Raw genomic sequence first — 13,856 nt, 5'->3', positions numbered from 1 at the left:
TCACCTATCAAGCAATGGTATAACCATCACAGCATCGTGATCCCCTTAACAAGCTGATGTAAATCCCTGGTCAAACCACTCCATTCTCTCGTTTCAATATTGTTAAATCCACGTGCTTGATCTAGAACAAATCGGTAACACCTCTGCTTCTGGTCTACACATGGAAAACAAAGATGAATAATCCAGGGAAACACCTCATATGGGCTGTGCTTGCACTGATTGGTGCATTCGCGCTCGGTTATATCGCACTCAATCGTGGCGAACAGATAAACGCATTATGGATTGTGGTTGCTGCAATCTGCGTCTACCTCATCGCTTATCGTTACTACGGCTTGTTTATCGCTAAACGAGTCTTAACCGTTGATGCCACTCGTATGACGCCAGCCGTGCGCCATAATGACGGGCTGGACTATGTTCCGACCGACAAGAAAGTGCTGTTCGGTCACCATTTTGCTGCGATTGCGGGGGCAGGGCCGCTCGTCGGGCCGGTGCTTGCCGCGCAAATGGGGTATTTGCCAGGCATGCTCTGGCTGCTGGCGGGTGTGGTGTTGGCCGGTGCGGTACAAGATTTTATGGTGCTGTTTGTCTCGACACGCCGTGATGGGCGCTCGTTGGGCGAACTGGTCAAAGAAGAGATGGGCAACACCGCGGGCGTCATCGCGCTGGTGGCCTGTTTCATGATCATGGTTATCATCCTCGCGGTGCTGGCGATGATCGTGGTGAAAGCGCTGACTCACAGCCCGTGGGGCACGTACACCGTGGCGTTTACCATTCCGCTGGCGCTGTTTATGGGCGTCTACATCCGTTACCTGCGCCCTGGCCGCATTGGCGAAGTGTCGGTAATTGGCCTGGTGATGCTGATCTTTGCGATTATCTCCGGCGGTTGGGTAGCCGAAAGCGAAACCTGGGCGCCGTACTTCGACTTTACCGGCGTGCAACTGACCTGGATGCTGGTGGGCTACGGTTTTGTGGCGGCGGTATTGCCGGTCTGGCTGCTGCTTGCACCGCGTGATTACCTCTCTACCTTCCTGAAAATCGGCACCATTATCGGCCTGGCGATTGGCATTTTAATTATGCGTCCGACGCTGCAAATGCCTTCGTTGACCAAGTTCATTGATGGCACCGGCCCGGTCTGGACCGGCGATTTGTTCCCGTTCCTATTTATCACCATCGCGTGCGGCGCGGTTTCGGGCTTCCACGCGCTGATCGCGTCTGGCACCACGCCGAAGATGCTGGCTAATGAAAACCAGGCTTGCTTCATCGGTTACGGCGGCATGTTGATGGAATCGTTTGTGGCGATTATGGCGCTGGTGGCGGCTTGTGTTATCGACCCAGGCGTTTACTTCGCGATGAACAGCCCACTGGCGGTTCTGGCTCCGGCGGGTACCGTGGATGTTGTGGCTTCTGCGGCAGGCGTAGTCAGCAGTTGGGGCTTCCATATTACCCCTGAAACCTTAACCAACATTGCCAACGACGTGGGAGAACAGAGCATTATTTCACGTGCGGGTGGCGCACCAACGCTTGCGGTCGGGATGGCGTACATTCTGCACGGGGCGCTGGGCGGCCTGATGGATGTGTCGTTCTGGTATCACTTCGCCATTCTGTTTGAAGCGCTGTTTATTCTGACGGCGGTCGATGCGGGTACGCGTGCGGCGCGCTTTATGCTGCAAGACTTGCTGGGTGTTATCTCGCCGGGGCTTAAACGGACTGACTCGCTGCCTGCAAACTTGCTGGCGACGGCACTTTGCGTAATGGCGTGGGGTTACTTCCTGCACCAGGGCGTGGTTGATCCGCTCGGCGGGATTAACACCCTGTGGCCGCTGTTTGGTATCGCCAACCAGATGCTGGCGGGTATGGCTCTGATGCTGTGCGCTGTTGTGCTGTTCAAGATGAAGAAGCAGAAATACGCCTGGGTGGCGCTGGTGCCAACCGCGTGGTTGCTGATCTGTACCTTGACGGCGGGCTGGCAAAAAGCGTTCAGCCCGGATGCAAAAGTAGGCTTCCTGGCTATCGCTAACAAATTCCAGGCCATGATCGACAGCGGCAAAATCCCGGCGCAGTACACCGAGTCACAGCTATCGCAACTGGTGTTCAACAACCGTCTGGATGCCGGGCTGACCATCTTCTTTATGGTGGTTGTGGTGGTGATTGGTCTGTTTGCGATTAAAACCGCCATGCAGGCGCTGAAATCGGACACGCCAACCGCGAAGGAAACGCCTTACGAGAAGATGCCGGAAGACGTTGAGCAAATTGTGGTGCAGGCGAAGAGCGCGCATTAATAGTTAAATAAATCTGCCGGATGGCACTGCGCTTATCCGACCTACAACTGCACTTGGGTTTGTAGGGGGGATAAGCGCCAGCGTCATCCACCATTTCTCTGGAGGGACTATGTTCGACACACTCGCCAAAGCAGGCAAATATCTCGGCCAGGCCGCGAAGCTCATGGTTGGCGTGCCTGATTACGACAACTATGTGCAACACGTGCGCCTGACGCATCCTGAACAGACGCCGATGACCTACGAAGAGTTTTTCCGCGAGCGTCAGGATGCACGCTATGGCGGCAAAGGCGGCGCTCGCTGCTGTTAATCTAAGGAATATGACATGAATCAAGCGGTATCTGTCACTCTGTTAACGGGCTTTCTTGGCTCAGGGAAAACCACACTTCTTAACTACTTTCTCGCCCACAACGACAACCAACCTGTTGCGATTCTGGAAAATGAATTCGGTGCGGTAAACATCGACGGCGCGCTGCTCAAGGGCGGGGATAACGTTAACGTGGTGGAGTTAAGTAACGGCTGCGTGTGTTGTAGCGTACGCGGGGAATTCACTGCCGCATTACGAGAAATGTTGGCAAAACGCGCGGCGGGACAACTCAATTTTGAACGCCTGATTGTGGAAACTACCGGCCTTGCCGACCCCGCGCCCATCGTCCAGACCTTCTTTGTTGATGAATATCTGCGTGAAGCGTTGCGCCTTGATGCCGTGATCGCGTTGGCCGATGCGGAACATATTTCGCGCCAGCTAGATGAACATGCGGTGGCGGCCTCGCAGCTCGGTTTTGCCGATCGCATTTTACTGACCAAAGCGGATCGTGTTGACGAAGACACCAAACTCCAGGCGCTGGAAAGGATTCATCGGATCAACAGCAAAGCGGATCTTTTTGAGATGGTGAACGGCGAATGTCCGGCCGATTTATGGCTCGATCTCGACGCGTTTGAGCTTACGGACAGCATCGAAACGACCGCCGGATTTCGGGTTATTCGTGCCGACGCCGACCATCCCGTGAGCTTCCAGCCATTTCGTAAAGCGTTGGCAAAACGCTCCTGGGACGACGCCATTCAGGCTCACGTTTTTGATGCGGGATTGTTGGATGTGAAGAAAATAGGCGCATTTATGGAAAGCTGCATCGCACGTTTTGGCAACGACATGTTGCGCTATAAAGGCGTGCTTGCAATTGACGGCAACCCGCAACGGCTGATTGTGCAAGGCGTCCACAAAGTCGTGGGTTTTGATTATGGTTCGGTCTGGTACCCTACTGAACAGCGGGTTTCAAGGCTGGTCATCATCGGACGTTATCTGCCGATTGACGAATTAAAACGTGAATTCGCTGCAACGGCTATTTAATTGATGTGATCTCGTGCACGTTTTTTTGCTGAGACAAATAAAGCTGTTGTGTGAAACGAGGCTGTGTGGTTGTATAAATTTCGACGTTAAAAACGCACAACACATATTCAGGACCCTAATGACTACATTCACTCGCAACACTGGCCTACTACTAACCGCGCTACCAGCCGCGGTGGTCGTCGTGCGTGTGGTGGTGGTCGTCGGCAATGCGCCGTAGGGTCTGAATCAACGCATCGATTCCAAAACCCCGCCGGCGCAAACCGGGCGGGGTTTCTTGTTTTAGTCCCCCCGGCCAAAAGCGAAACGGCATAAGAAGAAGGACTGGAGCAATGGCAATATCGGAAAACCCACCGCAAGCAAACCGCATTACGGGCGCACAGTTGATTGTGCAACTGCTTGAACATCATGGCATTACCACCGTCAGCGGTATTCCCGGTGGCACAGTCCTGCCGCTTTATAACGCACTGAGCCAAAGCCAAAAAATTCGTCATATTCTGGCGCGTCACGAACAAGGCGCAGGCTTTATGGCGCAAGGCATGGCACGAACCCAGGGCAAAGCCGCGGTGTGTATCGCGTGCAGCGGGCCGGGTGCGACAAATCTGGTTACCGCCATCGCCGATGCGCGCCTCGATTCCATCCCGCTGGTCTGCATCACCGGGCAAGTGCCGAAATCCATGATTGGCACCGACGCATTCCAGGAAGTCGACACCTACGGCATCTCCATTCCTATTACCAAACACAACTATTTAGTACGCGATATCGCCGAACTGCCGCAGGTGATTTGCGAGGCGTTCCGCATTGCTGAATCAGGCCGACCAGGGCCGGTATGGATTGATATTCCTAAAGACGTACAGACCGCTGAAATCGACATCAGCGAGTTACCAGCGGTGTGTGCGCCAACCCCTGCGCCACAATTTGATGCTCAACAAATCTCTGATGCCGCCGCGATGATTAACCAGGCACAGCGCCCGGTACTGTATCTCGGTGGTGGGGTGATTAATGCTCATGCGGATGCGCGTGCGCTTGCTGAGAAAGCGAATCTGCCCACCACGATGACGCTCATGGCGCTCGGCACGATCCCGGCTAAACACCCATTATCTCTGGGCATGTTGGGGATGCATGGCGCCCGCAGCACCAATTTTATTTTGCAGGAAGCGGACTTGCTGATTGTTCTGGGCGCGCGTTTTGACGACCGGGCAATTGGTAAAACCGAAGAATTCTGCCCGAATGCGAAAATTATTCACGTGGATATCGACCGCGCCGAGTTGGGCAAAATTAAACAAGCGCATGTGGCCATTCGCGCTGATGTGGGCGAAGTGCTGGAACAATTACTGCCAAAAGTTAACGCGCAACCGCGCCAGCAGTGGCTGCAACAGGTTGCTGGTTTGCAGCAGGAATTTCCATTCAACATGCCGGGCGCTGACAACCCGTTGACGCCATACGGCCTGATCAACGCGGCGGCGGCGTGTGTGGATGACGAAGCTATTATCACAACCGACGTTGGGCAGCACCAAATGTGGGTGGCGCAGGCTTATCCGCTGAACCGTCCACGCCAGTGGCTGACTTCCGGGGGTTTAGGGACGATGGGCTTTGGCCTGCCTGCGGCGGTTGGCGCGGCACTGGCGGAGCCCAATCGCAAAGTGCTGTGTTTTACCGGTGATGGCAGCATCATGATGAATATTCAGGAAATGGCGACGGCTGCTGAACATAATCTGGATGTGAAAATTATCCTGCTGAACAACCAGGCGCTGGGTCTGGTGCATCAACAACAAACGCTGTTCTATCAACAAAATGTCTTTGCTGCGACCTATTCCGGGCAGACTAACTTCCTGAAAATTGCCGAAGGATTTGGGCTGCAAACCTGCGATTTGAACGCCGCCGAAAACCCACAAGCTGCGTTACAAGAAGCCATCTCGCGCCCAGGTCCCTGCCTGATTCACGTGCGCATTGATGCCAGCGAAAAAGTATTCCCGATGGTGCCGCCAGGCGCTGCCAACATTGAGATGATTGGAGAGTAAGCCATGCAACAACTAACTGTTATTCTTGAACTTACTGTGCGCAACCATCCGGGCGTCATGTCTCACATTTGCGGCTTGTTTGCCCGCCGCGCTTTTAACGTTGAAGGGATCCTCTGTCTTCCGCTCCCGCAGGGCGACCAGAGCCGTATCTGGCTACAGGTGGCAGACGACCAGCGTCTTGAGCAAATGATCAGCCAAATCGACAAACTTGAAGATGTGGTGCAAATCAAACGTGACGCCGACGGTGCACAAGTGTTTGGCAAACTGACGGCTTTAGTGCAGTAACCGGCCGATGGCGGAGTGGTTTTACCCTCCGCCAACATTCTTAAATTGCGAGATGCATTCAGTTAATTTGGGTTTAAATATCCGTGTTTCATTCCCTGCGCAAACCTCCTCGCACAATCAAAATCCACTCTCGAAAAAACCAGGCAAACGTCGCTGAAACGCGATATTTTCTGCCGGTCGTTTATTCTTTCTTCTTACGAATCATTGTTGGCTAAAATCGGCTAAAGGCATATGCTTTGGCATAGGCCATATTTTGGTAGGGGGAAGGGAATGGAACGTATTGCGAAGCTTTTTAAAAATGGCAGGAACCAGGCGGTGAGGTTACCAGTGGAATTCGAGTTCGATACCGACAGGGTTTATATCCGACAAGACAAGGAAGGCAATGTGATTCTTTCAAAAAGGCCAGCAAAACCAGATAACTGGGATAGTGTTATCTCTCTGATTAAAAAAGCCCGTGTGCCCAACAATTTCCTCGATGCAGAAGAAAGAAATCAGCCTCCTGCTGACCGAGATCCTTTCGCGGGAATTAAGTAATGATCTGGATGCTGGATACCAATACGGTGAGTTATTTTTTACGCCAACATCCGCAGGTTATCGCCAGGATTTCTAACGTTCCGCCTTCCAGTATTGTGATTTCAAGTATCACAGAAGCGGAGCTGCTTTTTGGCGTGGCAAAACGGCAAAATAAAGCCCTGAAGGCTGTCGTCATGGGCTTCCTTGATGCCGTTTCTGTGTGCCCATGGGACCGAGCCGCGGCAGAAACTTACGCCAAACTCAGGGCGAGCATGGAGAAAAAAGGCCAGGTTATGGGGGCGCTGGATATGTTGATTGCAGCGCACGCATTGAGTGAAAAAAACACAATTGTGACCAATGACCAGGCGTTCCACAGTGTGGCAGGGCTATGCGTGGAAGACTGGACGATTTAACGTTAATTTTCCAGGCGAAAAAGCACGATAATCAGGCGCCGATATCGCGCTGCAACCGCTCGGCAACTTCGTTCATTTGCGCTGCTGAACTGTGGCCAATTACCATAAATTGATGTGATTGGTTCGCCCAATACACAATATTCATTCCCAGACGCTGTTCGCTTTGTGTACTCATGGGCTCTCCGGTTTGCCGGGTGATACACAGTGCCAGCGGGCCAGTACTTTCAAGCCAGGTAATTTGCGCGATGCGCCGATCTTCGTAGGCCAGAACCCGAGCGTTTTTCAATGTGGCATTGGGCAGAGCAAGGTTTGCGGCGGCGAGCGTAACGCCGAGTTGCGTTTCGGTCACTTTCAACTGCGCATCGAGTGCCTGCTGAGTTGGCGTTTCAGCCAGTGTTTCTGGGGTGTAAAGCGCCATATATTGCGCCACTAATTCGCGCCAGTTTTCCTCCGGTTGCGAAAAGTGCAGAAAAGCCCGATCGCCAATCACGCCTAACGCCAGGAAACTTACGGCGGCGGCAATCAGATTGCGTCTTGAGACGTTGTGATTTTTGCGAGCATCAGGAGAAAACTGCTGTTGTAAGTGTTCATCAGGAGCCTGCTCCAGCAAAGGCTCAAAAGCGGATTTGAATGGAAGATTGCTGCGTTCGAGCAACGCCAGGCGCTGCGCCAGGGCGTCGTCTGCGGTGAGCTGGTTTTCCAGATCTTTGCGCTGTGTTTCACTCAGCTCATTATCCAGATACGCCACCAGCATTTCGTCCGTGCCGAGGGGAAGACTCATTGTTTCTCTCCTTTGAATTGCGGCGAACGGGCCTGGAGCGCGATGTCCTGTGCGAGGGTGAGGCGAGCGGTGGCAAGACGGCTCATCACCGTCCCGACAGGAACATTGAGTACGACGGCGGCTTCCCGGTAAGACAACTCTTCCACGTAGACCAAAAACACAGTATTGCGCTGGGCTTCGGGTAGGCGATTCACCCGTTTCATCACATCATTAGACCAGATGGGGTCGTCGCTGTGTTCTTCACCAACCAGCTCGTCCACATCGACAAAGCCTTGCCCACGGCGAATTTGCTGCGCCCTAACTTCATTAATCCAAATCGAATGCAAAATCGAAAACAGCCAGCGGTCCATACGACTGCCAGCAATAAATTGCGGGGCGCGTTCCAGCGCCCGCACACAGGTAGCCTGCACCAAATCATCCGCCACATCCCGCCGGTGGGACAGCACCAGGCCATAGCGCCACAAGCGGGAAAGGTATTGGGCAATTTCTTTGCGTATCGTTTCGTTGCTGATTTTTGCCTCCACAGGCGAATATCAGGACTCCGGATGACCGTCGATGGCGGCTGCCAGGTCACGATATTCTTCGCAGCCTGTACCGCATAAGGTTTTGATGGTCGCCAGCTGTTCACGCGCCAGGTCAGGACGGTTTTTGATCATGTACGCTTCACCCAGGTATTCACGAACTTTTGGATATTTGGGATCAAGCGCGACAGATTTTAAATAATAGCTGATGCCCTCATCGGTGCGGCCCAGCTTGCGGGTGGCATATCCCCGGTAATTCAGCGCTTCGGCTGTATTCGGGTCTTGCAGGGTGTTGAGCATCTCCAGCGCCTCTTGATAACGACCCGCTTTTGCCAGCGCGTAAGCGTAATCAGTACGGGCTTCGTCACCAATCATCCCGCCCTTATCTACCATGCAAGTTTTGGTTTTTTGATCGTAAATTTGCCCTTTGGGGCAGGTTGGTGGCGTGGGTTCATCGCTGCTGCCACCCATGGCCTGGGCGTAGCCTGAAAGTAAAAATACGCTGCTCACAACAGCGGGTAATAAAAAGCGAGTAAAACGGTTCATGGCAAAACCCTCATCGTGTTCGGTATGCAGTGAACATTCGAGAGCGATGATTTATTCGATTTATTTTTACGTTACGAAAGGATTGCTCTTAGTTACCAGGCGAAGACGTATCCAACTCCTATACTTGTGGTTTGTGTCAATAAAACAGGAGCGCAGATATGACGATTCATAAGAAAGGGCAAGCACACTGGGAAGGCGACATTAAACGCGGTAAGGGCACCGTATCCACCGAAAGTGGGGCGCTAAAACAGCAACCCTATGGCTTTAATACCCGTTTTGAGGGTGCACCCGGAACCAATCCGGAAGAGCTAATCGGTGCAGCGCACGCGGCATGTTTCTCAATGGCGCTGTCTTTGATGTTGGGCGAAGAGGGTTACACCGCAGAAAGCATTGATACCACCGCTGATGTTTCACTGGATAAAACCGATGGCGGTTTTGCTATCACCAAAATTGCGCTAACCAGCACGGTAAAAGTGCCTGGTGCCGATAGCGCCAAATTCGACCAAATCATTCAAAAAGCCAAAGCCGGTTGCCCGGTATCACAACTGATGAAAGCTGAAATCACGTTGGACTACAAACTTAACTGATAATCAATATGTGATGCCTCCGGTAAATCTGGAGGCAAAACTCTGTCATTTTTCTCCATGCTGGAAGGCATGCCGCAAAGCTGAAACTCCTTCTCGAACATCCCTGCCAATTTTCCTTTCTATGCCATAGCCTGCATCTCCAGGAGATTATTTTGCTCAAAATAAAATCATTGACTGATGTGGTATAAAAGCTACACTCGAGAGGTTTCAAGGATGAATATCATTAAGTACTTCAAACTGCAAAACGGTAAGACGCCCTTTAATGAGTGGTTAAGAGCATTAAAGGATGCGCGGGCGAAATTTAAAATTGTGCGGCGTATCGACCAGTTGGCGCTCAATAACCCTGGCGACCATAGGCCTTGCAGGCAAGGTGTATGGGAAATGCGAATTGATGAAGGTCCTGGTTATCGGATTTATTACGCACATGAGGGCAAGGACACTTACCTGTTATTGCTCGGTGGCGATAAACGCAGGCAGCAAGCGGATATCGATCAGGCAGTGGTATGGTGGCAAGAACATCTGGAGTCAGAAAATGAAATTTAACGAGTTCGACCAAACAGTGATTGAAATGCTTCAAGAAGACCCCGCCTTTGCCGTTGAATATATCAAAGGGGCATTTGCGGGTCTGGATGAAGAGAACGGTGAAGTGTTATTCCTGCTGGCTTTACGTCGTCTCGTTGAAGCTCGAGGTGGGGTGAGCAAAATTGCAGCCGAAACCAAACTGAACCGTGAAACTCTCTACAGAACGCTTTCCGCACGCGGCAACCCGACTATTAGCACCACCAAAAAAATCATTAATGCGGCTGGGATCCACTTTGCCGAATTAACGGGGTAAACAAAATGCTCGCCACATTCTGCAATGGTGCGAGCACTTTTCTTTCTCTAAAAACCAACCGCCATGCCTTGCGGCGAAAGGATATCTTTCAGACCTTCACGCACCAGCATCTCCTGGCTGATTTCTGCGATGGATTTCGCACCCGTTAACGTCATGGCTACGCGCATCTCTTTCTCGATCAAGTTCAGTAGATTGGTAACGCCAGCCTGGCCGTGAGTCGCCAGCGCGTAGAGATAGGCGCGTCCCAGCAGGCAGGTGTCGGCACCCAGTGCAATCATGCGCACCACGTCCAGACCGCTGCGGATACCGCTGTCAGCGAGGATCGCGATATCGCCTTTTACCGCGTCGGCAATCGCAGGCAGTGCGCGGCAAGACGAGAGTACGCCATCGAGTTGGCGGCCTCCGTGGTTGGAAACCACAATGCCATCGGCACCAAATCGCACGGCATCTTTGGCGTCTTCAGGGTCGAGAATACCTTTAATGATCATCGGGCCGTCCCAGAACTCACGGATCCACTCCAGATCGCTCCAGGAAATTGACGGATCGAAGTTATTCGCCAGCCAGCCAATGTAATCTTCCAGCCCGGTCGGTTTGCCCAGGTAAGTCGAGATATTCCCTAAATCATGCGGGCGGCCATTCAGACCTACATCCCACGCCCACTGCGGGTGCGTCACCGCTTGCCAGTAGCGGCGCAGGGCGGCGTGTTGCCCGCTCATGCCGGAGTGGGCGTCGCGGTAACGAGCGCCGGGCGTTGGCATGTCGACGGTAAATACCAGTGTCGAACAGCCCGCGGCTTTGGCTCTTTCCAGCGCGTTACGCATAAAGCCACGGTCTTTTAAAACATAAAGCTGGAACCACATTGGGCGGTCAATAGCCGGAGCGACTTCTTCAATCGGGCAGACGGAAACGGTGGAAAGCGTAAAAGGAATGCCTTTTGCCGCCGCCGCTTTTGCCGCCTGGACTTCACCACGACGGGCGTACATTCCACATAGCCCAACTGGAGCCAGTGCGACCGGCATCGACAACGTTTCGTTAAACAGTTTGGTTTCAAGGCTCAGTGCCGACATGTTTTTTAAAACGCGCTGCTTTAACGCCACTTCTGCCAGGTCATCAACGTTACGTCGCAGCGTGTGTTCGGCATACGCCCCACCGTCGATATAATGGAACAGGAAGGGTGGCAGGATGCGCTTTGCAGCGGCACGGTAGTCACTTGCAGCAGAAATAATCATGGATTTTCGTCCCTTATTACGTCGGTGTCTTCATCAGGCAGGCGGCTGATTCGCGCCTGTCGGGCTTCGTCTTCATGCAGGGTTTTTATCGTGGTATGGACAAACCCGAGGTGCGTTTTTGCCGCCAGGCGTGCGCGCTCGGGGTCGCCTGCCAGAATGGCCTGCAACAGTTCGTTATGTTGTTCGGTGAGTCCGGCAAAAATAGTCGGCACGGTGTACATGCGTTGGCGGCTGTGCATCACGGAGGATTGCAGCAGGTCAAAAAAGCCACGCATTGTCTGGAGCAGCACGATGTTGTGCGAAGCCTCGGCAATCGCCAGGTGAAAACGTACATCCGCCTGCGCGGCCAGATCCGGGTCGTCGCTTTCTTTGAATTTCACCGTGGCGTCAAAGCAGGCGATGAGCTTCTCTTTGTCGGCGGGCGTGGCACGCTGAGCGGCGTACCAGGCGGTGCTGGCTTCTATCGCATGGCGGGCTTCCAAAATGTCGTAGCGATAGTTCGGATCGTTCTCAACCAACGTTTTGAGCGGCTGAACAATGCGTTGTTCGGACCAGGCCTGAACTTCGTAACGTACAAAAGTCCCGCCGCCGCGACGGCTAATCAGAATGCCTTCGCTGATCAGTTTTTGAATCGCCTCGCGAAGAGAGGAGCGCGAAACGCCCATCTCGCTGGCAAGCTGGCGTTCGGCGGGCAACCGCATGCCCGCCTCCAGTTTACGTTCGCTAATTAAGGCTTTTACGCGCTCAACTAAATGGTCAGCCAGGCGCGGTTGCGTCGTCATTAAGGGATCATCCAGGTTAAGACATAGGCCTGAAGCGTGGTGATCACGCCGACCATGCAGGTGAAAATCAGGCTGTGTTTAACGGTAAAGCGGAACAAGTCCGATTCCCGACCCACTAAACCTACCGCCGCGCAGGCAATCGCAATCGACTGCGGCGAAATCATCTTCCCGGTTACGCCCCCGGTGGTGTTAGCGGCAACCAGCAATAAATCTGAGACGCCAATTTGTTGTGCCGTTGTGGCCTGTAAGGCGGCGAATAACGCGTTTGACGAGGTATCGGACCCGGTCAGGAATACGCCCAGCCAACCCAGGAAGGGGGAGAAGAAGGTGAATGCGTGGCCGGTGTGCGCCAGTGCCAGCGCAAGCGTTGCCGAAAGCCCGGAATAGTTCGAGATAAAGGCGAAGGCCAACACCATGCCGATGGAGTAAATCGGCAGCGCTAATTCTTTGAGCGTTTCACCGAAGGTTTCGATAGCCGCTTTCGGTTTCATGCGCAGGTAAACGATGGAAATCAGGGCGGCAACCAGAATCGCGGTGCCGGTTGCGGAGAACCAGTCAAATTTATACACCGCCGCGTAGGCCATGCTTTCGGCGACAACCGGTGGCATTTTGGCGACCATTTTGTCGAGGAAGGGCACCGAGACGTTAAATACCCAATCGGCCATCGCACCGCCCGGTGCGAACAGCGCTTTAAACGGCGGAATGCTCCACAGCGTTACGGTCGCCGTCAGGAAGATAAACGGCATCCAGGCGCGAACCACCTGGCCTGCGGTGTAATTTTTGCGAGCCAGCGTCTGGTCTGTAACTGACGCGCCGACATCGCCAAAGCGGAAGATGCGAACCGGCTTCCAGACGCGCAAGAAAGCCGTCAAGCAAACCAAAGAAACCAGTGAAGAGATGATATCCGGCAGTTCCGGGCCTAAGAAGTTGGAGCTGAGAAATTGCGCGATGGCAAACGAGCCGCCCGCCACGATAACCGCAGGCCAGGTTTCTTTCACGCCGCGCCAGCCATCCATGATAGCCATAATCCAGAACAGCACGATCATCGTCAGGAACGGGAGCTGACGGCCAACCATCTGTCCGATTTCAAAACTGTCCAGCCCGGTCACCTGGCCTGCCACAATAATCGGGATCCCCATCGCGCCAAATGCGACGGGCGCGGTGTTGACGATCAGGCATAATCCGGCTGCGTACAGCGGGTTAAAACCCAGCCCAACCAGCAAGGCGGCGGTGATGGCGACTGGAGCGCCAAATCCCGCAGCGCCTTCCAGAAACGCGCCAAACGAGAAACCGACAATCAGCATTTGCAGGCGCTGGTCTGGCGTAATGGAGAGAATCGACGAGCGGATAATGTCGAATTGCCCGGTCTTCACCGAAATTTTGTAGACGAATACCGCGGCGATAATAATCCACGCAATCGGCCATAAGCCGTAGAAGAAGCCGTACACCACTGACGACAATGCGCGGTCAACCGGCATGCGATAGAAAAGGAGTGCCACGAGTAACGCCAGGCCCACGGTGATCGTGGCGGCGGTGTAGCCCTTCATGCGCAGTTTTATCAGTGCGAAGAAGAAGAAAATAATCGGAATTGCAGCGATGAGACTTGATAGCCAAATGTTACCTGCGGGGTCATAGACTTGTTGCCAGGCTTGCATGCAGGACTCTCCAGAACGTGATGTGCTTATTATTTTTTGCCTGATTGGTAGGACCAATACGGCAATG

Annotated in this window: 17 protein-coding genes; 11 read left to right on the top strand and 6 right to left on the bottom strand. The window is 53.4% G+C overall.

Annotation, left to right across the window (positions count from 1 at the left end):
- Window positions 1–173: 173 nt before the first annotated feature.
- The 8 genes from cstA (at window position 174) to DY231_RS17460 (ending at window position 6,853) form a co-directional block, all read left to right on the top strand.
- Window positions 174–2,279 carry a pyruvate/proton symporter CstA gene (cstA, locus tag DY231_RS17495; RefSeq protein WP_115630339.1) on the top strand — a complete coding sequence of 702 codons (2,106 nt, stop codon included), beginning with the start codon at window positions 174–176 and terminating at the stop codon, window positions 2,277–2,279.
- Between the two features lie 109 nt (window positions 2,280–2,388).
- Window positions 2,389–2,586, top strand: coding sequence for a YbdD/YjiX family protein (locus DY231_RS17490; RefSeq protein WP_034493861.1), 198 nt, complete (start codon window positions 2,389–2,391; stop codon window positions 2,584–2,586).
- Between the two features lie 15 nt (window positions 2,587–2,601).
- Complete coding sequence (locus tag DY231_RS17485) at window positions 2,602–3,624, top strand: CobW family GTP-binding protein (protein ID WP_115630337.1); 1,023 nt, start codon at window positions 2,602–2,604, stop codon at window positions 3,622–3,624.
- A gap of 118 nt (window positions 3,625–3,742) precedes the next feature.
- Window positions 3,743–3,841: an ilvB operon leader peptide IvbL gene (gene ivbL / locus DY231_RS17480; RefSeq protein WP_074388597.1), complete on the top strand. Its 99-nt coding sequence runs from the start codon at window positions 3,743–3,745 to the stop codon at window positions 3,839–3,841.
- A gap of 112 nt (window positions 3,842–3,953) precedes the next feature.
- On the top strand, window positions 3,954–5,642 hold the full coding sequence (ilvB, locus tag DY231_RS17475) for an acetolactate synthase large subunit (protein WP_115630335.1): 1,689 nt from the start codon (window positions 3,954–3,956) through the stop codon (window positions 5,640–5,642).
- A gap of 3 nt (window positions 5,643–5,645) precedes the next feature.
- Window positions 5,646–5,927: an acetolactate synthase small subunit gene (gene ilvN, locus DY231_RS17470; protein ID WP_034493851.1), complete on the top strand. Its 282-nt coding sequence runs from the start codon at window positions 5,646–5,648 to the stop codon at window positions 5,925–5,927.
- Between the two features lie 270 nt (window positions 5,928–6,197).
- Window positions 6,198–6,461 (top strand): antitoxin, encoded by a 264-nt coding sequence (locus DY231_RS17465; RefSeq protein ID WP_115631879.1) that lies wholly within the window; start codon window positions 6,198–6,200, stop codon window positions 6,459–6,461.
- A gap of 2 nt (window positions 6,462–6,463) precedes the next feature.
- Window positions 6,464–6,853: a type II toxin-antitoxin system VapC family toxin gene (locus DY231_RS17460; RefSeq protein ID WP_115631878.1), complete on the top strand. Its 390-nt coding sequence runs from the start codon at window positions 6,464–6,466 to the stop codon at window positions 6,851–6,853.
- Between the two features lie 31 nt (window positions 6,854–6,884).
- On the opposite strand, the gene DY231_RS17455 is transcribed toward DY231_RS17460, so the two are convergent.
- The 3 genes from DY231_RS17455 to DY231_RS17445 form a co-directional block, all read right to left on the bottom strand.
- The gene (locus DY231_RS17455) at window positions 6,885–7,634 is read right to left on the bottom strand and encodes an anti-sigma factor family protein (RefSeq protein ID WP_115630333.1); all 750 of its coding nucleotides are present in this window, start codon (window positions 7,632–7,634) and stop codon (window positions 6,885–6,887) included.
- Window positions 7,631–8,080, bottom strand: a complete 450-nt coding sequence (locus DY231_RS17450) for an RNA polymerase sigma factor (protein WP_256682717.1) — start codon at window positions 8,078–8,080, stop codon at window positions 7,631–7,633. The genes DY231_RS17455 and DY231_RS17450 overlap by 4 nt, the downstream gene beginning before the upstream one ends.
- Window positions 8,081–8,167: 87 nt before the next feature.
- Window positions 8,168–8,701: a tetratricopeptide repeat protein gene (locus tag DY231_RS17445; RefSeq protein ID WP_115630332.1), complete on the bottom strand. Its 534-nt coding sequence runs from the start codon at window positions 8,699–8,701 to the stop codon at window positions 8,168–8,170.
- Between the two features lie 158 nt (window positions 8,702–8,859).
- Between DY231_RS17445 and DY231_RS17440 the strand changes: the two genes are divergently transcribed.
- The 3 genes from DY231_RS17440 to DY231_RS17430 all read left to right on the top strand — a co-directional run bounded on the left by DY231_RS17440 (window position 8,860) and on the right by DY231_RS17430 (window position 10,123).
- Complete coding sequence (locus DY231_RS17440) at window positions 8,860–9,288, top strand: OsmC family protein (RefSeq protein ID WP_115630330.1); 429 nt, start codon at window positions 8,860–8,862, stop codon at window positions 9,286–9,288.
- Window positions 9,289–9,501: 213 nt separating this feature from the next.
- A complete protein-coding gene (locus DY231_RS17435) occupies window positions 9,502–9,831 on the top strand; it encodes a type II toxin-antitoxin system RelE/ParE family toxin (RefSeq protein ID WP_034493863.1) in 330 nt (109 codons plus the stop codon).
- Window positions 9,821–10,123, top strand: coding sequence for a helix-turn-helix domain-containing transcriptional regulator (locus DY231_RS17430; RefSeq protein ID WP_115630328.1), 303 nt, complete (start codon window positions 9,821–9,823; stop codon window positions 10,121–10,123). Before DY231_RS17435 ends, DY231_RS17430 begins: the two co-directional genes overlap by 11 nt.
- 47 nt (window positions 10,124–10,170) lie before the next feature.
- On the opposite strand, the gene lldD is transcribed toward DY231_RS17430, so the two are convergent.
- Genes lldD through lldP form a run of 3 tightly spaced genes read right to left on the bottom strand, consistent with a single transcriptional unit; the run spans window position 10,171 to window position 13,789 of the window.
- A complete protein-coding gene (lldD, locus tag DY231_RS17425) occupies window positions 10,171–11,352 on the bottom strand; it encodes an FMN-dependent L-lactate dehydrogenase LldD (RefSeq protein ID WP_115630326.1) in 1,182 nt (393 codons plus the stop codon).
- A complete protein-coding gene (gene lldR, locus DY231_RS17420; protein ID WP_115630324.1) occupies window positions 11,349–12,134 on the bottom strand; it encodes a transcriptional regulator LldR in 786 nt (261 codons plus the stop codon). The genes lldD and lldR overlap by 4 nt, the downstream gene beginning before the upstream one ends.
- Window positions 12,134–13,789 carry an L-lactate permease gene (gene lldP / locus DY231_RS17415; protein WP_115630322.1) on the bottom strand — a complete coding sequence of 552 codons (1,656 nt, stop codon included), beginning with the start codon at window positions 13,787–13,789 and terminating at the stop codon, window positions 12,134–12,136. Before lldP ends, lldR begins: the two co-directional genes overlap by 1 nt.
- Window positions 13,790–13,856 lie beyond the last annotated feature (67 nt).

Source organism: Buttiauxella agrestis (genome assembly GCF_900446255.1).
Lineage (GTDB): Bacteria > Pseudomonadota > Gammaproteobacteria > Enterobacterales > Enterobacteriaceae > Buttiauxella > Buttiauxella agrestis.
Note: the sequence above shows the minus strand (reverse complement) of the source record. Positions and strands in the feature narration are given on the sequence as shown.

Excerpts from the sequence above, each read along its gene's own strand:
- cstA (WP_115630339.1), top strand. The coding sequence starts at position 174 with ATGAATAATCCAGGGAAACACCTCATATGGGCTGTGCTTGCACTGATT.
- DY231_RS17490 (WP_034493861.1), top strand. The coding sequence starts at position 2,389 with ATGTTCGACACACTCGCCAAAGCAGGCAAATATCTCGGCCAGGCCGCG.
- DY231_RS17485 (WP_115630337.1), top strand. The coding sequence starts at position 2,602 with ATGAATCAAGCGGTATCTGTCACTCTGTTAACGGGCTTTCTTGGCTCA.
- ivbL (WP_074388597.1), top strand. The coding sequence starts at position 3,743 with ATGACTACATTCACTCGCAACACTGGCCTACTACTAACCGCGCTACCA.
- ilvB (WP_115630335.1), top strand. The coding sequence starts at position 3,954 with ATGGCAATATCGGAAAACCCACCGCAAGCAAACCGCATTACGGGCGCA.
- ilvN (WP_034493851.1), top strand. The coding sequence starts at position 5,646 with ATGCAACAACTAACTGTTATTCTTGAACTTACTGTGCGCAACCATCCG.
- DY231_RS17465 (WP_115631879.1), top strand. The coding sequence starts at position 6,198 with ATGGAACGTATTGCGAAGCTTTTTAAAAATGGCAGGAACCAGGCGGTG.
- DY231_RS17455 (WP_115630333.1), bottom strand. The coding sequence starts at position 7,634 with ATGAGTCTTCCCCTCGGCACGGACGAAATGCTGGTGGCGTATCTGGAT.
- DY231_RS17445 (WP_115630332.1), bottom strand. The coding sequence starts at position 8,701 with ATGAACCGTTTTACTCGCTTTTTATTACCCGCTGTTGTGAGCAGCGTA.
- DY231_RS17440 (WP_115630330.1), top strand. The coding sequence starts at position 8,860 with ATGACGATTCATAAGAAAGGGCAAGCACACTGGGAAGGCGACATTAAA.
- DY231_RS17435 (WP_034493863.1), top strand. The coding sequence starts at position 9,502 with ATGAATATCATTAAGTACTTCAAACTGCAAAACGGTAAGACGCCCTTT.
- DY231_RS17430 (WP_115630328.1), top strand. The coding sequence starts at position 9,821 with ATGAAATTTAACGAGTTCGACCAAACAGTGATTGAAATGCTTCAAGAA.
- lldD (WP_115630326.1), bottom strand. The coding sequence starts at position 11,352 with ATGATTATTTCTGCTGCAAGTGACTACCGTGCCGCTGCAAAGCGCATC.
- lldR (WP_115630324.1), bottom strand. The coding sequence starts at position 12,134 with ATGACGACGCAACCGCGCCTGGCTGACCATTTAGTTGAGCGCGTAAAA.
- lldP (WP_115630322.1), bottom strand. The coding sequence starts at position 13,789 with ATGCAAGCCTGGCAACAAGTCTATGACCCCGCAGGTAACATTTGGCTA.